We start from the raw sequence: 23,592 nt of genomic DNA, 5'->3' as shown, positions 1-23,592 counted from the left end.
CTGCCTATATCATTCTCCAGTATATAGCTCATAGTTTTAAAAGCAGCTATACTTAATTTCAAAGAACTCAAATCATATTTTAAACATTTATTACATATAATTCCGTTGAATTTAGTGCTGAATCTAAAATCCCGCTCATATATTCGTTGATTACAATTTACACAATCATGCAAATAAGGCTTATACCCTAATATATCTAAATATTTTAATTCAAAAATAAGTACAAGCTTTTCTAGTTCCTGATCTGAATAGGAAATTTGCTTTAAAATATTTACAAGAAGGTTAAAAAGACGTGGGTTTGGCTGTCCCTCTTGTACTGCTTCTCTGCATAGATTTATTATATATGAAGAATATCCCAATCGTTTTAAATCATTTCTTAAGCTATAAAAAGTTTCAAAAACATTACACTGGGATAGCGTATACAAATTCTTTCCTTTAAATAATAAATAATCCCCATAACAAAAAATTTGGGAGGCGGACAGTAGGCTGCTTTTAGTCCTTCGGCAGCCTTTACATAATACCTGTAATTTACCCATGGTGGGAGAAAATAATGTTAATATTTTGTCAGCTTCCCCGAAGTTCGTGTGCATTATAACCACTGCACTAGTATTTACTAGATTCACTTACATCCTCCCGCTTACTTTACATTAATTGTTTGGTTTTTAGTCCTATTTGAATACAACTCCTTATCCGGATTATTTATTTGTTTGTATAATAAATATATATTCACCATTCCAGATTTCTCAAATATGTTCCACAATAGATCAGTTATCATTTTGTTCCTCCTTTATGAGGTTTTCATAATATATTTTGCCCTGCCCGGGAAGTTGTATTCTATGAAAAAATAACCGCTAAATCAAACTAAAAACATAGTAAAAATATTATTTGTTACTTATAACCAAAAAATTTTAAATAATTTGACTTGTTTCTCCAATCTTTATTAACCTTAACCCATAAATCCAAATAAACCTTAGTACCCAGCAAATTTTGTATTTCAGCCCTTGACCTTCTGCCTATTTCTTTTAACATATTACCCCGTTTACCTATCACTATCCCCTTATGTGAATTTTTTTCACAAATTATATTAGCAGATATATAAATTATATTCCGATTGCTCCTCTCTTTAAAAGTATCAACCTCTACCATGATACCATGGGGCACCTCTTGTTCAAGCAGTTCTAATATCTTTTCTCTTATTATCTCGGCCACTATAGTCCTTTCAGGCTGATCTGTATACATATCATCGGGAAAATATTTAGGGCCTTCCGGCATAACTGAATAAATCTTGTCTACTAATATGTCAACATTAGTACCTCTTAAAGCGGATATCTCAATTATATCATTGAAATCATATAATGATTTATATTCGGCCTCTTTTTCTTTTATAATCCGATTATCAATTATATCAGCTTTATTGATTATCAAAAACACCGGTGTATCTACATCATTAAACATCTGAATAATCCTAGAATCTATATCTTTACTGCCTCTAGATAAATCTGTGACAAATAAAATTATATCTACTTCTTTAAAAGTATTTGTAGCAGCCTCCACCATATAATCCCCCAATTTATTTTTAGGTCTATGAATACCCGGGGTATCTATAAATATAAACTGATATTTTTCACTAGTTAATATGCTCTTTATTGTATTTCTTGTAGTTTGAGGTTTATTAGATACAATAGCAACCTTTTCCCCCGTCAACTTGTTGAGCAAAGTAGACTTCCCAACATTTGGCTGACCAACAATTGTAATAAAACCGGATTTGAATTTACTGCTCAAATAACAACCTCCTTATATTTATACTGTTATATAGATAACCAATTATAAAAATAAAATTATGATTAGAGTCAATGACCTATATCTTTTTTTGAAAATGAAAAAGGTATAAGTTCTGATATATTGAAAATTTTATAAGTTCCATCAGACTTTGCTACAATAACTAGGGTATCTTTGTTTGAAAACTCAAATATTACCTGCCTACAAATGCCGCATGGGAAAGTCAATTCCTGGGAGTCTCCTACAATTGCAATTGCTCTTATCTCCCTTTCACCCTCCGAAACTGCCTTATATATAGCTGTCCTTTCGGCACAGTTAGTAGCACCGAAAGATGCGTTCTCAACATTACACCCTGTATAAATATTCCCATTTGATGTCAAAACAGCAGCCCCTACTTTAAAATTAGAATAAGGAGAATAGGAACTTTTTCTTGCTTCATTTGCCATCTTTATCAGACCATAATTATCAATCATTATTTCACTTCCATCTTTATAAATTATGTTGTTGCTTAATTGTTCCTGCTGCACTAACATTCCGCAACGTTATTTATGTGAAAATTTGAAAGATCAAAGTAGTTATCAATGTTCCTAGCACAGCACCTGCTATCACCTCGTATACATTATGTATCCCCGATTCTATTCTGCTTTGAACTACAAGAATTGCAAGCAGTATTGAAAGAGAAATTATAAGGGTATTTTTTACAATAAAAGAAATTATTATAACTACTGAAAAAGCTATTGCACTATGCCCGCTAGGCATACCTCCCTTAAGAAAAGTGCCTTTTTTGCTGCGGGATTTTAATATAATTACTGCAAAAGAAACTATTATAAGGGTAATAAATGTAATATGAGCAGGCGAATTTGTAACTTTGTTAATTATATTATTGACAGATATATTCAACCTTTCAAAAAATAATAGATATCCCACAAATATCGCATTTATAGAAGTCACTAAAACAGATCCGGCTGCTACATTCTTGGCAACTTCCGCTTTAGGATGATAATCTTTGCATAAAATATCAACTACTGCCTCAACGGCTGTATTCAGTAACTCTGCTGCAATAACCAAGGATATCGTAACGAATAAAAGTATTATCTCATTTTTTTTAAAATCCATAAAAAGGCTGGCCAGCAGAACAACTATAGAAATGGAAATATGTATTTTCATATTCCTTTGTGTCTTAAATGCATAGATTAGCCCTTTTATTGCATAGTTAAAACTATCTATAAGATTTTTTGATTTCTTATACATAAATTTATCTCCTATCTTCTAATAGATAGAGCATCTAATACTTTTTCTTCTTTATCCCTCATTATCTTTGTTTGTTCCTCATCCATATGGTCATAGCCCAATAAATGCAAAGTCCCATGAACTAACAAATAAGATAGCTCCCTTTGAACTGAATGGGCGTATTCGATAGACTGTTCAACCGCCTTGGAAAAACAAATGACTATATCACCTAAAGGCGCCTCTTCACCTGGAATACAATCTAATTTATCGATATCTATAGGTTTGCCCGGCTTAAGGTCATATAGGGGAAAAGACAATACATCAGTAACTTTATCTGTTTTTCTATATTCATAATTCAGATATTTTATCTCGCATTCGTCCACTATCGACACGCTGACTTCAAAATTTATTGCTATATCTTCCTGTTTAAACACCTCTTGAACTACAATATTTATTAAATTATTGTATTCACTCATATCATAAGTATCTTGTCTATTGTCTATTAGCACCATGCCTATTCCACCTCATGTTTTGAATTTAAATCTGGATACTCTATTCGCTCGTGGAAAATTCCTACCAAGACTTCAGAAAAAGCCAATGCTATTTTATTTAAATCTTTTAATGTCAGATCAGATTCATCTAATTGTCCATCATCTAGTTTTTCCTTGATTATCTTTCTTATGAATCCGTCTATTTCTCCCTTTCCCGCCCCATTCATTGCTCTAACAGCAGCCTCAACAGAATCAGCAAGCATGATAACCGCCGATTCTTTAGTTTGAGGTTTGGGGCCTGGGTATCTAAAATTTTCCTCATATATTTCATCGGTTTTATTTTTTGTTTTCGCCTTATGGTAAAAATATGCCACTAAAGTAGTTCCATGATGCTGGACTATGATATCACATAACACTTTAGGAAGCTTATTCCTCTTGGCTATTTCCAGTCCATCTTTTGTATGTGATGTAATAATCAAAGTACTTAGATTTGGATTTATTTTGTCATGAGGGTTTTGGTTGTTTAATTGATTTTCCTTGAAAAAATACGGTCTCTTTAACTTTCCTATATCATGATAGTACGCACCCACCCTAGCCAATACAGGATTCCCCATTACTGCTTCCGCTGCCCTTTCAGCAAGATTACTCACGATTATACTATGATGATATGTTCCAGGAGCCTCTACTAATAGTTTTTTTAGTACCGGCTGGTTAGGGTTTGATAACTCAAGCAGTTTTACATGTGTTATTATACCAAAAAGGTTCTCCCACATCGGCAATGTTCCGATTGTTAAAACAGATGACAACACCCCATTGCCAACACCCCAAATACTCTCGCTTAATATACTATTTATCTCTGTATTTGATATTATCCCAAGAGATAGCATCATCAGGAAATTAGTCATACCTACTATCAGCCCAGCCCATACCAGTGAATTTCTCTGTTGAGAATTTGCTACCTTATATACACCTATTGAACCTGCCACAATTGAAATTATAATGAAATTTACATCATTGCCTGTTGCTAACCCGATCAAAAGTACTAAAACTACATTTATTACAATAGCTATTCGCGCATTTATCAATATACATAAAAGCATAGCAAATGCAGAAACAGGTATAAGATAAAGGTTGATCTTTGCTGTCAAATATGCCACGAATAAAAATAAAATTGATAAACAGCTCAGTAGCAACATATAACTGGGCTTTTCAATCAATTTTCTTTCATACAGTACTAAATACAATATGACTATTAGTTCCAACATAAATATTATAATTCCGATTCCAATATATATGGTAAAATCTATCTTTTCATTCTTTAGAATACCGAGACTATCAAGTACTGCAATCTGCTCCCGAGTTATTATCTCTCCTTCTTTTATTATATTTTGGCCCTTCTTATATATCTGTTTTTCTACCTTTTCAGCAGCTTTTTCTCTCTCCATAGTGGTAGTAGTTTCATCATATATTAAATTAGGTTTAATAGCAGAACAAATTATATTATAACCTAATGTTCTTACCTCGTTCGAGATATCCAAATCTTGGAGTTCAACCAGTATATCACTTTTTGCTTGGTAAAGTGAGTCTGACTTAATCCCAGCACTCATAATTTTTTTGAGCAACGATAAACCTTCTGATTGAATGAGGTTAATCTCTTCTATATCCGATGTAAATGCAGTTGTCAAATCCTTAGTAGATACTTTAAAAGGGAATTCGTCCTTGTATTTTAAAAAAAATTGTTGGTTTTCATCTGGTATATCTGTTGAAATGTTATCATTAACATTTTTTTGTTCTACAGTATCATCTTGCATAGATTGGGCGTTTTGTCTGATATTTTTTAAAATATTAAAAAAATCATTATATTGGTCTATGGCATTTTGAGTTATATCGGTATCTAATTTATAAGTATCCATCACTTTTTCCATTGCTTGTTCTTTCAACCGGTCAGTAGTCAATATATCCACAACATCTTTTGTAGCCTTTATATTTTGCTGTGCTACCTCTCCAGCCTTAACATCATACCTTTCTGGCATTATGCTGGATAAAATAATTATAAAAATTATTATATATGTCACAATAGCAACAAGGATATTTTTCAACGAATTGCTGCTCTTGAACTTATTTATAGAGATTTTTGGACGCTTGTCCAGTTTTAACCCTGTAGATGGCATAGAAAACATCTCCCAGCATTTTTATTAATTTGTTTCTTCTTTGTAAGTATCATAAGCTCTTATTATCTTTTTCACCAGCTCATGTCTTACCACATCATTTTCATCTAGATATACAAAATCAATACCATTTATATTCTGCAATATTTTAATAGCTTGTTTTAATCCAGAAAATTTGCCATTCGGCAGATCGGTCTGAGTTATATCACCTGTAACCACAACTTTTGAACCAAACCCCATCCTAGTCAAAAACATTTTCATCTGTTCTGGGGTAGTATTTTGAGCCTCGTCTAAAATTATAAAAGAATCATTCAGCGTTCTGCCTCTCATATAAGCCAGTGGTGCTACTTCTATCAAACCTCTTTCCATATATTTATCAAAAGCTTCGCCACCTATAATGTCATATAATGCATCATATAAAGGCCTTAAATAAGGATCAACTTTATTTTGAAGATCCCCTGGCAAAAAACCCAGTTTTTCACCTGCCTCTACAGCTGGTCTAGTAAGAATTATTCGATAAACGCTCTTGTCCTTAAATGCCTTGACTGCAGCAGCCATTGCAAGATAAGTCTTGCCCGTCCCTGCCGGACCAATCGAAAAAACAATATCATTCTTCAGCATTGAGTTCAGATATAATCTTTGGCCGAGAGTTTTGCATTTTATTGGCCTTCCTTTATAAGTGATACAAGCAACATCTGATGACGAATCGGTTAAAAAGTGTTCTTTACCGACTTTCGCAAGTTTTATGGCATATTTTATCTTGTAGGTATCTACTATTTCACCAGATTTAATAACTTCTAATAGTTTTTTTATCACCTTTTGCGCTAACTCGACGCCATACCTGTCTCCACTGATTTTAATTTCATCTTCTCTCAACACTACACTCACATTTAACTTGTGTTCCAGCACCTTTATATTTCTATCCTGACTACCAAACAAATTTATTACTTGATCTACAGACTCTACCTTTATGGTTTTCTCTTTTAGTTGATCACTCAATACTGTTTTCCTCCTGATTGATATTGATAGGATGTTTATTGCCTATATTTTCTAATGCTTCTATAATAGCTTTTACCTTTATTCTCTTTTTCCCTATGATACTAAAACTGAACTGTTTGTCAACTATTTTGGTATTTGGGGGTATTCTATCCATTATTTTTTGCAAAGCTTTATCTTTAACGATGTTTTGCGCTTGCTCTATATTTATCTTTTCTTTTTTTTCATATGTTTCATAGTATATCTCACTCTTTATATATATAGGAAAATCAAATATGTTGCTATTTATAAGTTTTTTTTCATTGGTTTGTTTTTGATACTTGTTAAAGTCTTGATCCCTCTCCTTAATAATTAACTCCAGATCGGATACTTTTAAAATTTTCCTTTCATCTTTATTGCCTGTACGAATTACTTTGATTTCTTGCAAATCCTGTTCCGCATCAGATTCATACCAAACCCTTCCTATAATTTCACCCATTGAATGTACATAAAAACAGCGTTCTTGGTCCAATTCAATAATACCTGTTATAAGGATATCACCCTTTTTTACAATATCCCCCGGCTGTACAACAGCATTCCCATTAAAAGCAACTATAGTTTCTACCATAGCATCCTTTACTGCAATTATATCACATGGTACTTGATCGTCTATTATTTCCGGCTTTTCTATACTTTCTACTACATTGACAATAATCTTAGTACCTCTAATCTCTATGCCTATCCAGCTAAACTCAGTGAGATTTAATAGCAAGTTATTCTCCAGCAGATTGGTATCTATGCTTCGTTTTTTTACACCTATCTTTACTCCATACTCATTTAATTTATCAATTACATAATTTTCATCTACCGTTTTAATACCCTGAATTTCTATATCCCAAATAAAAGAAGACAGATAATACAATATTAACAAAAACAGCACAGCCCCTGCTGCAAGCATCTTCCTTATCTTTAACCTATAAATAATAAAAGGCAGTCCTTTTTTTTCTATTATTGAAATATTACATTTAACCTTTTGAGCTATATTGCTTAATCTTTTAAAATCTTTAACTGTGGCTTTTGCTGTTAAAACTATATGACTGAGCTTGTGTACATCCCAGATATGGATGTCTTCACGGACAGCCAAATTTAAAAATTTTTCTACCGATAATCCTTCTATTTTTATAATAACATAACCTCTTACATAACTCCACAATTCTATTTTCAAAAGTACCACCCTTTATACGGTATAAACTAAATCAAAAAATAAACTCAACGTTTTCAATCTGACCTGCCACGATTATTTCGTCTGTTCGTATTTTACTTATTGAAAGATCCCTGCCAACAATTCTTATAATTCCAATGCTTGTATTTATTCTTGCTCTTTGTAAATTATATTCTATAATCCCTTTATGATTTTCTATATACATCTGCAAGTTTCCAATCATAGTTATCCTAGGTAAATCTAACATTACATCTTTGGGAAGCTCTAGCATTTCTGAAAGCAAAGCTTTTATATTATCTGTTTTTTTGCTGTCCATAGTCAGCCTCCTTTTTCCACATTGGGAATAATCAACTGGCACTAATTTTATTATTCGAATTTAAGGAGAAATGTCATTCATCTATATTTAAAATGTATGCTTTTAAAACAAAAAAAAGAATGGTAAATTTCATGTTACCATTCTTTTGCTCTTGATTGCCTTCCACCTTTCAAAGATTTCGGTGGCCCTAGAATTTCCTTCATTATGATACCTTGTAGTATACTTTTTTTGTTGAAAGCTAATAATTGCTTATTCACTTTGCGTTTCGTATTTTTAATACTATCCATTTCAGCGATATTTTGTTCTGTAGCTTTTTCTGGATAGTTCTGTTTTGGCTGTTGTTCAATATCATAATTCTTGTTTCCAGTTGCTTTATTCGCCACTCTCTTTGATGGGACCTTTACAGTATCTTGTTGAATGTCGGTATAAGGCGTTTGGGCTTTAGATACTTGTGATTTAATTGTTTGTCTAGTTTTGTTGGCCTTTTGGGATTGTTTTGCAATGTTATTCAATACCGCAACTATTATTGCAATTACTACAATAATCTCCATTATATTACACCTCCGTACATAAAAGAGGTAAATTTTTATTCTTCATGTTTACCGTCATTACCGATTTTAGAAATAGCTTCCCTCATACCTGTGTCTGCTAGGATGTTCTTCATATTGTAATAGTCCATAACGCCCAGTTTCCCTTCGCTTAAAGCTTTAGCCATGGCCTTAGGCACCTCTGCTTCAGCTTCTACAACTTTAGCCTTCATTTCCTGTACAGCTGCTATCATCTCTTGTTCTTTGGCAACTGCCATAGCTCTCCTTTCCTCTGCTCGGGCCTGTGCAATTCTCTTATCCGCTTCTGCTTGATCAGTCTGTAATTGAGCTCCAATATTTCTTCCCACATCTACATCTGCAATATCAATAGACAGTATTTCAAAAGCCGTTCCTGAATCCAGTCCTTTGTTTAAAACAGTCTTGGAAATCGAATCGGGATTTTCCAGCACTTCTTTATGTGTTGGTGAAGATCCTACAGTTGTAACTATGCCTTCTCCCACTCTAGCTATAATTGTTTCTTCCCCAGCGCCCCCTACCAGTCGATCAATATTGGCCCTTACTGTAACACGTGCTTTTACTATTACTTCTATACCATCTTTAGCAACTGCTGCCACATTAGGTGTTTCAATGACTCTGGGATTAACGCTCATCTTTACAGCCTGTAAAACATCTCTCCCCGCAAGATCGATAGCCGCAGCACGTTCAAACTGCAGTTCGATATCAGCTCTTTGAGAAGCTATCAAGGCATTTACAACTTTATCTACATTCCCTCCTGCCAAATGATGAGCCTCCAATTTATTTATCGACATATCCAAGCCTGCTTTATTTGCCTTAATAAGAGGGTTTACTATTTTTTGTGGAACAACCCTTCTCAGCCTCATTCCCACAAGAGTAAAAATACCTACTTTTACCCCTGCCGCAAGGGCAGAAATCCAAAGGCCTACTGGGATAAAAGTGAACAACGCTATTAGCGCAATGATAATTATCACTACCAAAATAACTAATGCAATCAAACCTTCAAACATACACATTCCTCCTTAAATTAAATTTTTTTAACAACTATTTTTCTGCCTTCAACTCTTACTACCTTTACTTCAGATCCTCTATCAATGAATTCTCCTTCCGATACCACATCGATTTTCTCTCCATTTACATCAACCGCCCCTGAAGGTCTTAAGTCGGTCAATGCATAACCGGATTTATCAAGATAATCCTGATATTTTGACCAGCCTATATTCCCTGAATCGTCTTTCTGTGAATATCTTAATATTATTTTATCAAATATTTTGCTTTTTGAAACATATTTAAATGTTATCGGCAATATTATTATGCTAAGTATAATAGCTGTAACCAATGAAATTAATGCGCTTTGAGGACTAGAAGAAGCCAAGAATATACTTAATATCACACATATTATTCCGCCTGCACCCACCACCCCAAAACCTGGTATACCTAATTCAATCAACAATAGCATAAGACCTGCTAAAAATAAAATAACCGCACCCCAATCTGCATTACCGGCTAGTATATTACCCCAAAAATACAATGAAAATGATACTATACTTATAGTTCCTGCTAATCCAAAGCCTGCAGCAAAAATTTCTATTATAAGACTGATTATCCCTATGCTCAATAAAAAAGGTGCAACATAAGCGCTGCTTACCATTTTAGCTAAATTAACCTTAAAATCAGAATCAACCCGTTGTGCTTTATAAGAATCAAACCCTTGAACTTCAGCTATTTTTGATATGTTTTGAAATGTTCCGTCACTAAATCCTATTTGTTGTGCCTTTGTAGAAGACAAGGTCAGCAATTTCCCTTTGTCTATCAACCCTTCAATTTCAACATCCCTATCTATCATAGCTGATACAATATCTGCATCCTTACCATTTACCTCAGCCGCACTGATTACATCCTCTTTCCATGCAGACAATATTTTCTCATCATTTGGTATTGTTTCAGCAGCGCCTATTGTACTGCCTGGTGCCATATACATTTTATCACAGGATACAGCTAACAGGACGCCTGCAGATAAAGCGCGCTTATTCACAAAGGATATTGTTCTAATATTACAATCGAATATAGCATCTTTTATCTCAAAAGCTGAGTCTATCAGTCCACCAGGAGTATTTATATCTAATATTATAAGATCGAATTTCTCTGCTTCCGCTTTCTCAATAGCGCTTTTAACAAAGCCTGCCTGTGCAGGATTGATTTCACCGCTTACAGGTATAACACATATATTCGCCTGGTCCTCTGATTCTGCATTTGCTGAATAAATTGGCAGAAACAATACAAGTATAACTAGAACCATGATAAATATATTTTTTTTATACATAAAGCTCACCCTTTACTTCTAAATTAAAGAAATACTCCATCTGCCTTACATTCAAGTCCCATATTGAATGGTTTAGCTTAAACTTTGTCGAAGATATATACAACAGGTGTTGTTTACACCTATGCTGCTTAATTAATAGATATTAACTATTAACATCAAATATCTCTTAATTAAGCAAAAAATAAAGGAAAACTATCAGTTTTCCTTTATATTATACCATGTTTTCGCAACTTGAATCTTCAAGAATTATATTCCACTTTTAAAGTGTTTGTAGATATTGCTTTACTAATTTACTAACAATGCTGCCATCAGCTCTTCCTCTTACTTTAGGCATTATTTTACTCATAATCTTTCCCATATCTTTCATGCTATTCGCTCCTACTTCACTTGCAGTCTGATCTACCATTTCCATTATTTCAGATTCAGAGAGTTGGCGAGGTAAATATTCCATCAAGACATTTATCTCTTCTTTTAAATCATCTACAATATCTTGTCTGTTACCTCTTTCGAATTCAGGGATTGAGTCCCTTCGCTGCTTTACTTCTTTCGCAATGATCTCAATAACACCTTGGTCATCAAGTTCTACTCTCTTATCTTTTTCGACTTGAAGTATAGCCGCCCTAGTCATGCTGATAGCGTTCTTTCTTAAAGTTTGTCTGTCCTTCATGGCAGATTTCATATCTTCTAACAATCTATCTTTGAGAGACATAGATATAATTCTCCTTTATTATCTTCTTCTTCTCTTTTTTCTTGCAGCCTCTGCCTTTTTCTTTTTCTTTATGCTGGGCTTTTCATAGTGTTCTCTTTTTCTTATCTCTGACAGCACTCCTGATTTTGCACATTTACGTTTAAATCTTTTTAAAGCACTGTCTAGGGATTCATTTTCCCCCACTCTGATTTCCGACATTTCTCTCCCTCCCTCCGCTACCTGGACAGATAGAAACTATAGAATATTATAACTTATATGAACTTGGATTGCAAAATAATTATCAGCCTGGAGGCCAATTCAACTGTCTACCACCCAAAAGGTGGAAGTGTATGTGCTCAACTGTTTGTCCTCCATCTTTCCCACAGTTATTAACAAGCCTAAATCCATTTTGGTGGATACCAAGTTCCTTTGCCAGATATTTTGCTACTTTAACTGCTTCTTTAACAACATAAACATTGCTTTCATCTATATCAAGAAGAGATGAAATATGCTGTTTAGGTATTATTAAAACATGTACAGGTGCTTTAGGATCAATGTCTTTAAATGCTATGATATTGTCATCTTCAAATAATATTTTGCTGGGAATTTCTTTGTTGGCAATTTTACAAAATATGCAATCCTGCATCCAATCACCTCCTCAATAAAAATCAATACAGCATTAAGTATAAAATATAAAAATCCAACTGCAAAATTTAATTTAAAACTTAATTAACAAACCTAAGTTTTAAACCGGATGTTTATATAAATATATTCAACAAAAATATTTAAAACCCTTCATGCATTTTGGTACAGCATTATTGTACAATATCACCAATAATGCTTTCATTAAATATTTTTGTAAGTTTTACATCCATTATCTTATTTATAATATCATAATCGCTTTTTGATAATACTTTAATATAATTATCAGTATGCCCTTCATAATAACCTTCAATTGCAGGCGATTCCTGCTCAAATAATACTTTAGCTTTCTTGCCTTTAGACGAAATCATAAAATCATATTTTAACTGTTGTGCAATCTCGTTCAGCTGTCTGCTTCTTTGTTCTTTTACTTTAGAATTCACCTGATTATCTAATAGAGCTGCATGGGTACCCTTTCTAGGAGAAAACTTAAATATGTGTATCTGGCTGAACTTTATCCTTTTCACAAAATCACAAGTCATTTTAAAGTCATCAGCTGTCTCTCCCGGGAATCCCACTATAATATCTGTAGTTACTGAAACATTTGGAATTGCAGATTTTAACTTCATTATTGCAGTCTCATATTCCTCTGTTGTGTATCTTCTGTTCATATCTCTTAAAATTTTATTGCACCCACTCTGTAAAGAAACATGGTAATGTGGACACATCTTGGTAATGATTGATACCCTTTCTATAAACTCGTCCGTCAACAAACGTGGATCAACAGAACTTAACCTTATTCTTTCTATACCAGATATTTCATTTATAGCCTCAATAACATCTATAAGCCCTGATTCTCCTGTATCTAATCCGTATGATGCTATATGAATACCAGTAAGCACAATTTCCTTGTATCCTTCAGAAGAAAGCTTCTTTACTTCGTTTATTATACTGCTTTGATTTCTACTCCTTATCCGTCCCCTTGCATAAGGTATTATGCAATAAGAGCAAAACTGGTTACAACCTTCCTGTATTTTTACAAACGCCCTAGTTCTTGTCTGATACCCGCTTATAGGTATTTCCTCAAATTGATTAATGTCCTTTATATCATCAACAATAGATATTTTTTGTCTGTTCTTTTTCACTTGATCAATATAATAAAGCAATTGACCTCTTTTATTAGTACCCAAAACTATATCTACATCTTCCAATCCTTCCAGCTCTTTTGGAGATATTTGAGCATAACAACCCATCACCACAACAATAGCTTTTTTGTTATGGCGTTTTGCTCTCCTTATCATCTGCCTGGATTTTCTAGCACTAATATTTGTAACAGTACAGGTATTTACAACATAAACATCTGCATTATCATCAAATCCAACTATTTGATATCCGTTTTGTTCAAACTGTTCTACAATTCCCTGGGTATCGTATTGGTTAACTTTACACCCTAGAGTATAAAATGCGGCTTTTGGCAACTTTTATCCTCCTATATCTCCAAACTCATATAAAAATATCGAAGCAACAACAATACCTGCTGTCTCGGTACGCAGTATTCTAGGTCCAAGTGTTATAGGTGTTATTTCTCTAGAAACAGCAGCATCTATCTCCTGTCTATCAAAACCACCTTCAGGCCCTATAAATATGCCCACACTTATTATTTTATCAATATTATCATTTATTACACTTTTTAACGATTTTTTTTGCTCCCCAACAAAGGGAATGATGTTTAAATCATTCTCCTTTGACTGAAACAATGCCTCATTATAGTTGATAGGAAAATCTATCTGAGGTATAATGGTCCTGCCTGATTGTTTACACGCATTCTCACTTATCTTTTTCCATCTTTCTACTTTTCTTTTAGCATTATTCCTATCTAGTTTTACTATTGTTCGTTTAGTCATTATCGGTATAATTCTGTTTACACCTATCTCGACACTTTTTTGAATTATATAATCCATTTTAGCCGATTTCGGTATTGCTTGGAACAACGAAATTTTTAGTTTTGGCTCTATATCTATAGACACTTTATCTTTTATGCAGCACACAATTTGTTCTTTATTGATTTGGGCAATCTCAGCAATATATTCATTGCCCTTCTTATCACAAATATTCAATTGTTGTCCTACTTGCATTCTAAGCACATTAATTATATGGTGCAAGTCATCACCGTTTATTAAAACCTTGCCATCCTTTATATCTTCATGATCCACAAAAATCTTTTTCACTTTAATGCTCCTCATGCTTTGCTACAATAGTAATCCATTCGCCCTTAGTTAGAACCTCAACTTCATCATACCCAAACATATTGAGTTCATCAACTACATCTTGATACCTTTCTTTGATTATTCCGGATGATACAAATAACCCGCCTGGTATTAAGTTTTTGTATGCTATTCCACACAACTCTATTATGCAATCAGCGATAATATTTGCAACAACTATATTAGCCTTAACATCAACATTATATAACAAATTAGCTTTACCCACTTCAACAATATTTGAAACGCAATTTCTGGCTACGTTTTCCTTGCATGCTTTTATAGCGTTATCGTCTGTATCCAATGCGATAACTTTTTCACAGCCAAGTTTTGCTGCAGCTATTGACAGTATACCGCTCCCACATCCAACATCAATGAGTGTATAGCCATTCTTCACATATTTCTCCAATAATTCCAAGCACATGCTGGACGTCTCATGGGTGCCCGTTCCAAAAGCCATCCCAGGATCCATTTCGATCACTATTTTATTTTTTTCTCTTGAATAACTTTTTTGGTCCCATGTAGGTTTAACAATAAAATTATTACCAACATTGAATGTCTTATAAAATTTTTTCCAGTTATTTTCCCAATCTTTTTGATAAACTTTCTTGAAGTCTATTTCAAAGCTGGCCTTAGGAAAAAACGCTTTTTTAATATAACCCAATCTATCCTCGATTAGATTTAGTTGGTCATGCAAAGATATATCATTAATCAAGTAAGCTTTAATTAAAACATATTCACCCGCATGTTTTACCGAATCTTCGTCAAAATAGTCCCAATAATCAATTTGTTGCCTGCAGTCCAATATGTCTTTTGAGTCTTCTATAACCAATCCATTAATCCCAGTTTCAAACAATACATTTGAAGCCGCCTCTTGTATATCCCTGGTAACCTTTATAGCAACTTCTATCCATTCCATTCTAAAGCCATTCCTTTCAGACTCCAAAAACATCTTTCATTTTCTTGAAAAACGTCTTTCTCTCCTCATAAATTTCCTTTCCACTAGTAGCTTCTTCAAACTTTTTCAGTAGCTCTTTCTGTTCATGATTAAGTTTTTTAGGTACTGAAATTTTTACATTTATAAATTGGTCACCTCTGCCGTAACCTCTTAAACTCGGTATGCCTTTATTTTTTATTTTAAAAGTAGTACCTGTTTGAGTGCCTTCAGGTATCTTAAATTTTATTTTGCCATCCAGAGTAGGGATCTCAAGTTCTGTACCCAATGCTGCCTGTGCAAAAGTAATAGGGATCTCACAATACACATCATTGCCTTGCCTTTCAAATAAATTGTGTGGCTTAACGTTGATATATACATATAAATCCCCTGGCGGACCACCATGCTCTCCGGGTTCTCCTTGTTCTCTTATGGTTATAGCTTGCCCTGAATCTATTCCTGCAGGTATATTAATACTAATCTTTTTAGTTGCTCTTACTTTGCCTTTACCGTGGCATTTATCGCAAGGTTCTTTGATAATTTTTCCTGCTCCATGACATTTATCACAGGTCTTAATATTTACAAACCTGCCAAAAGGTGTACTTTGAACTTGTTGATATTCACCAGTTCCATCACATTTGGGACAAACTTCTATTTCGGTACCTGATTTAGCGCCCGTCCCATTACAATTTCCGCATATATCCATTTTTGATATTTTCATAGTCTTTTTTGTACCAAATGCTGCTTCCTCAAACGTTATATCCAGGTCATACCTTATATCCGCACCCTTTCGTGGCCCGTTTCTTCTTCTTCGTGACCCAGTAAATCCAGTACCACCAAAAAACATGTCAAAAATATCGCCAAAGCCGGTCTCATCAAACCCCTCAAAACCTCCAAATCCGCCACCAAATCCATTCTGTTCCGCCCCTGCATGGCCAAATCTGTCATATCTTGCTCTAGTCTCCGGATTGCTCAAAACTTTATAGGCTTCATTAACTTCTTTAAACATGGCTTCAGCTTGCTTATCTCCTTGATTTAAATCAGGATGGTATTTCTTAGCAAGCTTTCTATATGCCCTTTTTATCTCATCATCATTTGCGTTCTTATCAATGCCTAATACTTCATAATAATCCCTTTTTGCCACGTTTTTATCACCTTCCCTTTTCATCCACATTAAAGCCAAAGCTTTTTAGCTTTGGCTTTAATGTGACAAAAAGCTATATTCTGTTTAATCATTTTTGCTTTCATCATCGTCCACTACCTCATAATCAGCATCTACTACATCATCATCTGATTTTGACTCCTGTTGTGGCCCTGTATCTCCTGCTGATGAAGCACCTTGCTGTTGAGCTTGACTCTGATAGATTTTACCGAATATTTCGTAAGAAACCTTGGACAGTTCATCCGCACTATTGTTTATTTCATCTACATTATCAGAATCAAGGGCTTTCTTTAATTTATCTATATTTTGCTGAATCTTTTCCTTATCTGTTTGATCCAATTTTTCATCCATTTCCTTTAATGTCTTTTCGGTTTGATAGACGAGTGAATCACCTTTATTCTTTGCCTCAACAAATTCTTTCTTCTTTTTATCCTCTTCTTCAAATTTTTTAGCTTCGTTTACTGCTTTTTCAATTTCTTCCTCAGACATATTAGTAGTAGCAGTGATAGTGATATCCTGTTTATTTCCAGTACCTAAATCTTTTGCAGATACATGGACTATTCCATTTGAATCTATGTCAAAAGTAACCTCTATCTGTGGAACTCCTCTTGGTGCAGGCGGAATACCTGTTAGCTGAAATCTTCCTAATGTCTTATTATACGTAGCCATTTCTCTTTCGCCCTGAAGCACATGAATATCTACGCTAGTTTGACCATCAGCTGCAGTAGAAAATACTTGGCTCTTTTTGGTTGGTATAGTGGTATTTCTCTCTATTATCTTGGTGAATACGCCTCCTAGAGTCTCTATACCCAATGACAAAGGAGTAACATCTAGCAGCAAAACATCTTTTACTTCGCCACCTAAAACTCCTGCTTGAATAGCCGCACCAATGGCTACACATTCGTCTGGATTTATTCCTTTATGAGGATCTTTACCGGTCACCTTTTTTACAGCCTCTTGAACAGCCGGTACCCTAGTAGAACCTCCTACAAGGATAATTTTATCAAGCTCACTTGGTTTAAGGGAAGCATCCTGCAATGCTCTTTTCATGGGTTCGGTAGTCTTGTCAATCAAATCTACAATCAATTCTTCGAACTTAGCTCTTGTGATATTTATGTCAAGATGTTTCGGTCCTGATGCATCTGCAGTTATAAAAGGAAGATTTACATTTGTAGTCATAGCAGTTGATAGCTCTTTCTTGGCCTTTTCTGCAGCATCCTTTAATCTCTGCATGGCGATCTTGTCGTTTTTTAAATCTATACCATTTTCCTTTTTAAACTCTTGGGCAAAATAGTCTATCAATCTTTGATCAAAATCGTCCCCCCCAAGCTTATTGTTACCGCTTGTTGCCAGCACTTCAAAAACTCCATCTCCAAGCTCCAGTATAGAAACATCAAACGTACCTCCACCAAGGTCATATATGAGTATCTTTTGATTGTTTTCCTTGTCTGCACCATAGGCTAATGCTGCAGCAGTAGGCTCGTTGATGATACGCAACACTTCCAGTCCAGCTATTTTCCCCGCATCTTTAGTAGCCTGCCTCTGGCTATCACTAAAATATGCAGGTACAGTTATTACCGCTTGCTTTACTTCTTCTCCCAGATAACTTTCTGCATCTGTTTTTAGCTTTTGCAGTACCATAGCGGAAATTTCCTGAGGAGAATAATCTTTATCATCGATATGTACAGTTTTATCTGTACCCATATCTCTTTTTATAGATATAACAGTTCTATCGGGATTTGTTATTGACTGTCTTTTTGCAACCTCTCCTACCAATCTTTCTCCTTCTTTGGTAAATGCTACAACAGAGGGAGTAGTCCTATTACCTTCTTGGTTCGGGATTACTACAGGTTCCCCACCTTCCATCACAGCGACACATGAATTTGTCGTTCCTAAATCTATACCAATTATTTTTCCCATATTTTGTCCTCCTTTATGATTAAATTAAAATTTTAAATTAGTTTGCTACTTTTACTATGCTATGTCGCACCACTTTTTCGTCTTTAATATATCCCTTCTGTAATACTTCTACAATTATATTTTCTTCCTGATCTTCCTGCCTGTCAACTGTCATCACAGCATCATGCAAATTAGGATCAAATTTTTCCCCCATACATTTTATCTCCACAATACCTTTGCTGGCCAATATACCTTCGTATTGCTTAGCTATCTTTTCAATACCATCTACAACAGCTTTAGGCCACTTTTCATTCTTGCCTGTTTCAATAGCTCTCTCAATATTATCCAATACGGGAAGAAAATCGTTTACCACATTAAATAAAGTGTCCTCATACATTTTAGACATCGCATTTTTGTTTCTCTTTTTATAATTTTCAAAATCAGCCTGAACCCTTTTGGCTAAATTTATATATTCTTCAGCTTTTGATTTGTATTCTTCACACTCTTTTTTTAAATCTTCAAATTCAGCTTTAGAAACAAAATTTTTTTTCTCATCGTCTGTGTCAATATTTTCCTCTTCATCAATATTTACTACATCTTCTTTTTCATGATTAGCTTCCACTTCTATTCACCTTCTTTTATTTGTTTTTTCTACTGAACAAAATATGCCAACTTATTTCAAAACCATATTTGTAAGCATATCACTCAGATTATTTTTTATGAAATTGATGAGCGTTATAACATTTGCATACTGCATTCGCGTAGGTCCTATAACACCAATAGTCCCGATTTTTTTATCACCTATTTTATAGGTAGCTTTAATTACGCTACAGTCATGCATTTCTTCATATTCATTTTCTTGACCTATTGATATCTCCAAATCTAAATTTGAAGGCATAGTGAGCAAATCTATCAATAACGACTTTTCCTCAAAAATTGATAAAAACCCTTTAGCCTTTAGAACATCATTGTACTCAGGAAAATTAAATATGTTTGTAGCACCATCCAAATATATGTCATTGTAATCTGGAGAGTTAGCACATTTATTGATATTATCAACAATGTTATTCAATATATCCTTGTATCTGGCTAATTCATTTTTTAGCTCGCCTAAAACCGATATATCAACTTCCGATACCGTCTTACCTCTAAATTTTGAGGTCAGCAGCCTAGATATCTTATGAAGCTCTTCCCGGGTTATCCCACTGGGTAATTTAATTATCACATCTTTTATGATACCAGCATTGGTAACAATTATCAATAATGCTCTTCTACTTGCTACCTGAATGATTTCTATGTTTTTTATCATCACATTATTGAGCTGAGGAGCTAATACTAATGATGTATACTTTGTTAAATCAGATATAATTTTTGCAGTATTTACTATTATAGTTTCAATTTTATCCAAATGCTTTTTATATATTCTGTTTATTTCTCTCGCCTGCACCTCGCTTAATTCATTTACTCTCATCAGATTATCTACATACAATCTGTATCCTTTATCAGAAGGAATTCTTCCTGCGGAAGTATGCGGCTGTATCAAGTATCCTAACTCCTCTAAATCTGACATTTCATTCCTTATGGTTGCGGAGCTAATACCTACATTATATTTCTTCGCTATAGTCCTTGAACCCACAGGCTCTGCATTCATGATATAATCATCAACCACAGCTTGAAGAATTGCCAATTTTCTTTCATTCAGTTCCACTAGAATCATCCCTCCTTTTTGTTAGCACTCTTGTTAGTAGAGTGCTAATTCTATGATATAGAGAATACCATTTGACATGGTTTTTGTCAATAGCTGTTTATCTTTATTTATTACTAATTTTTATCAATACTTTTAATTAACTCTTATTTTTCTGTTATATGTGTTTTATGGGTAACAATTCAATCATTACTGAATTATATATATCCATACCCTTATCCGTCAGGCTTATATACTTTTCATCTTGATGTAATAATTTTTTTTCTTCTAGAAAAGATATCGTTTCATTAGGTATAATCATTTCTATAGGCATTGCAAAATGTTTCTTAAATATATTCCTATTGACTCCCCTAATCAATCTCATTGCAAGCATTAACTCGTCATTTATACAGGTTGACAAATCTACATATTCTTTAAATTTTAATGGCAGACTTTCTTTATTTAATGATTGTATATATTCATGTATGCTATCTGTATTTGCAAACCTACTGTCAAACAAATAGGAATGTGCACTACACCCCAACCCCAAATATTTTCTGTTCAACCAATATATCAGGTTGTGTCTACATTGTCTTCCTTTCTTGCAAAAGTTCGAAATTTCATAGTGTTCATATCCATTTGTTTCCAAAACTTGTTTGACAAGACTATACATGTCTCTATCCAGATCTTCGTCGGGATGCGGCATCTGTCCACTATTGATCATGTCATACAAAGGAGTATTTTCAGATACTTGCAAACTATAACATGAAATATGTTCCGGCTCCAGCTTTATCACTTCATATAAGCTTTCTTCCCAGTCTTCCATTTTTTGTGTTGGGATACCAAAAATTAAATCTATGTTTATATTGTCAAACCCTGTATCCCTCGCCATTGAGTAACTGTATAAAAAGTCTTCTTTCGTATGTATACGTCCAATACGAGATAAAATTTTGTTTTGTAATGCTTGAAGACCTATACTCAATCGATTAATGCCTGCTCTTCTATATCGAATAAGTTTATTCTTATTTAAAGTTCCGGGATTAGCTTCAATTGAAATCTCCGGATTTCTAACTATATCAAATTTATTAAATACTGCGTCTAATACATAATTTATGCGCGATGAAGGTATATATGATGGGGTTCCCCCTCCAATATATATGCTGGTTATCTTACTATCTTTAATTTTGGAAGAATAAATATTTACTTCTCTTATCAACGCATCAATATAGGAATCTATATATTCCCCTGCACCTTCATATGAGTTAAAATCACAATAAAAACACTTTTTTTCGCAAAATGGCATATGAATATATAACCCAATTTTATCCATGTTATTACCCCGCTTCTTTATATCAGTCCATTTTCAAGACTGACATAAATGCTTCCTGGGGAATCTCTACCTTTCCTATCTGCCTCATACGTTTCTTTCCTTCCTTTTGCTTCTCAAGCAATTTTCTTTTCCTTGTTATATCTCCACCATAACATTTTGCCAATACATCTTTTCTGAGTGCCTTTACTGTTTCCCTAGCTATTATCGTATTCCCAATTGCAGCCTGTATTGGGATTTCAAATAATTGTCTGGGTATTATTTCTTTTAATTTTTCAGCAATCAATCTCCCTTTAGCCTGAGCCTTATCCTCATGCACTATCAAGGATAATGCATCAACAACTTCTTTGTTTATCAGTATATCAAGTTTAACTAGCGATGATTGCTGATAACCAATAAATTCATAATCAAAAGATGCATACCCACGGGTCTTTGACTTTAAGGAATCAAAAAAATCATATATTATCTCATTTAAGGGCATTTTATAAGTCATCAATACTCTAGTCTCTTCTATATATTTCATGTTGTCATACATACCTCTTTTTTCCTGGCACAGTTCCATCACAGCACCTACATATTCTGAAGGACACATTATCTGTGCTTCCACCAAAGGTTCTTCCATATATTCAATTTCTGAAGGATTAGGTAAATTAGTAGGATTATCTACCAATATTACCTCTCCATCAGTCCTTTTTACCTTGTATATTACACTGGGAGCTGTTGTGATGATGTCTAATTCAAATTCCCTTTCTATGCGCTCTTGCATTATCTCCATATGTAATAATCCTAAAAATCCACATCTGAATCCAAATCCCAATGCAATGGATGTTTCAGGCTCAAATTCAAGTGAAGCATCGTTCAGTTTTAATTTTTCTAAAGCCTCTCTTAGATCATCATACTTGGAACCATCAGCAGGATATATCCCACAATATACCATGGGCTTTACTTTTTTGTACCCTGGCAAAGGTTTGTCTGTTGGTTTATTTTCATCAGTAACAGTATCTCCAACATTTACATCCGCCACATTTTTGATGCTGGCAGCTATATATCCAACTTCACCAGCTTTTAACTGGTTAGTACTCACTAATGCCGGCGTAAAAAATCCCACCTCATTTACCTCAAACACCTTATTGTTTGACATGAATTTTATATTCATTCCAGGCTTTATAGTACCTTCTTTAACTCTTACATATGGGATTACACCTTTATAACTATCATAAAAAGAGTCAAAAACCAATGCCTTCAGCGGTGTATTACTATCTCCTTTCGGTGCAGGTACTGCATCTACAATTTTTTTAAGCACACTCTCAATTCCTATTTTTTCCTTTGCAGAAATAAGAGGAGCATCCGATGCATCTAATCCAATTACATCTTCTATCTCCTTTTTTACTTCTTCCGGGCGAGCACCTGGAAGATCAATTTTGTTTATCACTGGAAATACCTCTAAATCATGTTCCAAAGCCATATATACATTTGCCAATGTCTGAGCTTCTATCCCTTGAGACGCATCCACCACCAATATAGCACCTTCACATGCAGCTAAGCTTCTTGATACCTCATAGGTAAAATCCACATGACCAGGGGTATCTATCAAATTTAAAATATACTCTTCCCCATCTGTTTTATATATTAGCCTTACAGGCTGGGCCTTTATTGTAATACCCCGTTCTCTTTCTAGATCCATAGTATCCAATATTTGTTCTTCCATTTCTCTCTTTGTAAAGGTTCCTGTATCCTCTAACAATCTGTCTGCAAGCGTAGATTTTCCATGATCTATATGTGCAATTATACAAAAATTCCGTATTTTATCCTGTTTGTTTTGTTTCATTAAATGCTTCCTCCTTTTCAGAATCCATTATAACATATACAATTATACTAACTCCAGACACCAATTTCAAAAATAGCTGTTTTATTTTTTATACAAAAAT

24 protein-coding genes are annotated in these 23,592 nt (G+C 34.1%); all 24 read right to left on the bottom strand.

Annotated elements, in window-relative coordinates:
* Positions 1–623, bottom strand: a 623-nt coding sequence (recO, locus tag PHP06_00845; GenBank protein ID MDD3839107.1) for a DNA repair protein RecO, incomplete at its 3' end; no start/stop codon positions are given.
* 265 nt (positions 624–888) lie between these two features.
* A complete protein-coding gene (gene era, locus PHP06_00840; GenBank protein MDD3839106.1) occupies positions 889–1,782 on the bottom strand; it encodes a GTPase Era in 894 nt (297 codons plus the stop codon).
* A 68-nt stretch (positions 1,783–1,850) separates the two neighbouring features.
* Positions 1,851–2,312, bottom strand: a complete 462-nt coding sequence (cdd, locus tag PHP06_00835) for a cytidine deaminase (GenBank protein ID MDD3839105.1) — start codon at positions 2,310–2,312, stop codon at positions 1,851–1,853.
* 13 nt (positions 2,313–2,325) lie between these two features.
* On the bottom strand, positions 2,326–3,030 hold the full coding sequence (locus PHP06_00830) for a diacylglycerol kinase (protein MDD3839104.1): 705 nt from the start codon (positions 3,028–3,030) through the stop codon (positions 2,326–2,328).
* A gap of 11 nt (positions 3,031–3,041) precedes the next feature.
* Positions 3,042–3,521, bottom strand: coding sequence for an rRNA maturation RNase YbeY (gene ybeY / locus PHP06_00825; GenBank protein ID MDD3839103.1), 480 nt, complete (start codon positions 3,519–3,521; stop codon positions 3,042–3,044).
* Between the two features lie 2 nt (positions 3,522–3,523).
* The gene (locus PHP06_00820; protein MDD3839102.1) at positions 3,524–5,671 is read right to left on the bottom strand and encodes an HDIG domain-containing protein; all 2,148 of its coding nucleotides are present in this window, start codon (positions 5,669–5,671) and stop codon (positions 3,524–3,526) included.
* 24 nt (positions 5,672–5,695) lie between these two features.
* Positions 5,696–6,667, bottom strand: a complete 972-nt coding sequence (locus PHP06_00815; GenBank protein MDD3839101.1) for a PhoH family protein — start codon at positions 6,665–6,667, stop codon at positions 5,696–5,698.
* Positions 6,660–7,868: a sporulation protein YqfD gene (yqfD, locus tag PHP06_00810; GenBank protein ID MDD3839100.1), complete on the bottom strand. Its 1,209-nt coding sequence runs from the start codon at positions 7,866–7,868 to the stop codon at positions 6,660–6,662. Before yqfD ends, PHP06_00815 begins: the two co-directional genes overlap by 8 nt.
* A 31-nt stretch (positions 7,869–7,899) precedes the next feature.
* Positions 7,900–8,181, bottom strand: coding sequence for a sporulation protein YqfC (gene yqfC / locus PHP06_00805; protein MDD3839099.1), 282 nt, complete (start codon positions 8,179–8,181; stop codon positions 7,900–7,902).
* Positions 8,182–8,315: 134 nt separating this feature from the next.
* On the bottom strand, positions 8,316–8,732 hold the full coding sequence (locus tag PHP06_00800) for a hypothetical protein (GenBank protein ID MDD3839098.1): 417 nt from the start codon (positions 8,730–8,732) through the stop codon (positions 8,316–8,318).
* 35 nt (positions 8,733–8,767) lie between these two features.
* Positions 8,768–9,754, bottom strand: coding sequence for a flotillin-like protein FloA (gene floA / locus PHP06_00795; GenBank protein ID MDD3839097.1), 987 nt, complete (start codon positions 9,752–9,754; stop codon positions 8,768–8,770).
* 17 nt (positions 9,755–9,771) lie between these two features.
* The gene (locus tag PHP06_00790) at positions 9,772–11,067 is read right to left on the bottom strand and encodes an NfeD family protein (protein ID MDD3839096.1); all 1,296 of its coding nucleotides are present in this window, start codon (positions 11,065–11,067) and stop codon (positions 9,772–9,774) included.
* A 259-nt stretch (positions 11,068–11,326) separates the two neighbouring features.
* On the bottom strand, positions 11,327–11,776 hold the full coding sequence (locus tag PHP06_00785; protein MDD3839095.1) for a GatB/YqeY domain-containing protein: 450 nt from the start codon (positions 11,774–11,776) through the stop codon (positions 11,327–11,329).
* 18 nt (positions 11,777–11,794) lie between these two features.
* Positions 11,795–11,974, bottom strand: a complete 180-nt coding sequence (gene rpsU / locus PHP06_00780) for a 30S ribosomal protein S21 (protein ID MDD3839094.1) — start codon at positions 11,972–11,974, stop codon at positions 11,795–11,797.
* Between the two features lie 82 nt (positions 11,975–12,056).
* A complete protein-coding gene (locus PHP06_00775; GenBank protein ID MDD3839093.1) occupies positions 12,057–12,401 on the bottom strand; it encodes a histidine triad nucleotide-binding protein in 345 nt (114 codons plus the stop codon).
* A gap of 169 nt (positions 12,402–12,570) precedes the next feature.
* Positions 12,571–13,875 (bottom strand): tRNA (N(6)-L-threonylcarbamoyladenosine(37)-C(2))-methylthiotransferase MtaB, encoded by a 1,305-nt coding sequence (gene mtaB / locus PHP06_00770; protein MDD3839092.1) that lies wholly within the window; start codon positions 13,873–13,875, stop codon positions 12,571–12,573.
* 3 nt (positions 13,876–13,878) lie between these two features.
* Positions 13,879–14,625 (bottom strand): 16S rRNA (uracil(1498)-N(3))-methyltransferase, encoded by a 747-nt coding sequence (locus PHP06_00765; protein ID MDD3839091.1) that lies wholly within the window; start codon positions 14,623–14,625, stop codon positions 13,879–13,881.
* 1 nt (position 14,626) lies between these two features.
* Positions 14,627–15,577, bottom strand: coding sequence for a 50S ribosomal protein L11 methyltransferase (prmA, locus tag PHP06_00760; protein ID MDD3839090.1), 951 nt, complete (start codon positions 15,575–15,577; stop codon positions 14,627–14,629).
* 16 nt (positions 15,578–15,593) lie between these two features.
* Positions 15,594–16,760, bottom strand: coding sequence for a molecular chaperone DnaJ (gene dnaJ, locus PHP06_00755; GenBank protein MDD3839089.1), 1,167 nt, complete (start codon positions 16,758–16,760; stop codon positions 15,594–15,596).
* Between the two features lie 60 nt (positions 16,761–16,820).
* A complete protein-coding gene (gene dnaK, locus PHP06_00750) occupies positions 16,821–18,674 on the bottom strand; it encodes a molecular chaperone DnaK (protein MDD3839088.1) in 1,854 nt (617 codons plus the stop codon).
* A gap of 37 nt (positions 18,675–18,711) precedes the next feature.
* On the bottom strand, positions 18,712–19,275 hold the full coding sequence (locus PHP06_00745) for a nucleotide exchange factor GrpE (protein MDD3839087.1): 564 nt from the start codon (positions 19,273–19,275) through the stop codon (positions 18,712–18,714).
* 51 nt (positions 19,276–19,326) lie between these two features.
* The gene (gene hrcA, locus PHP06_00740) at positions 19,327–20,361 is read right to left on the bottom strand and encodes a heat-inducible transcriptional repressor HrcA (GenBank protein MDD3839086.1); all 1,035 of its coding nucleotides are present in this window, start codon (positions 20,359–20,361) and stop codon (positions 19,327–19,329) included.
* Between the two features lie 154 nt (positions 20,362–20,515).
* Positions 20,516–21,667: a radical SAM family heme chaperone HemW gene (hemW, locus tag PHP06_00735; GenBank protein ID MDD3839085.1), complete on the bottom strand. Its 1,152-nt coding sequence runs from the start codon at positions 21,665–21,667 to the stop codon at positions 20,516–20,518.
* Between the two features lie 22 nt (positions 21,668–21,689).
* Entirely contained in the window at positions 21,690–23,492 is a 1,803-nt protein-coding gene (gene lepA / locus PHP06_00730; protein ID MDD3839084.1) for a translation elongation factor 4, read from the bottom strand.
* Positions 23,493–23,592: the final 100 nt, after the last annotated feature.

It is taken from the genome of Clostridia bacterium, from assembly GCA_028698525.1.
Lineage (GTDB): Bacteria > Bacillota > Clostridia > JAQVDB01 > JAQVDB01 > JAQVDB01.
The sequence above is the reverse complement of the archived record's forward strand: the minus strand, read 5'-3'. Positions and strand labels throughout refer to the sequence as shown.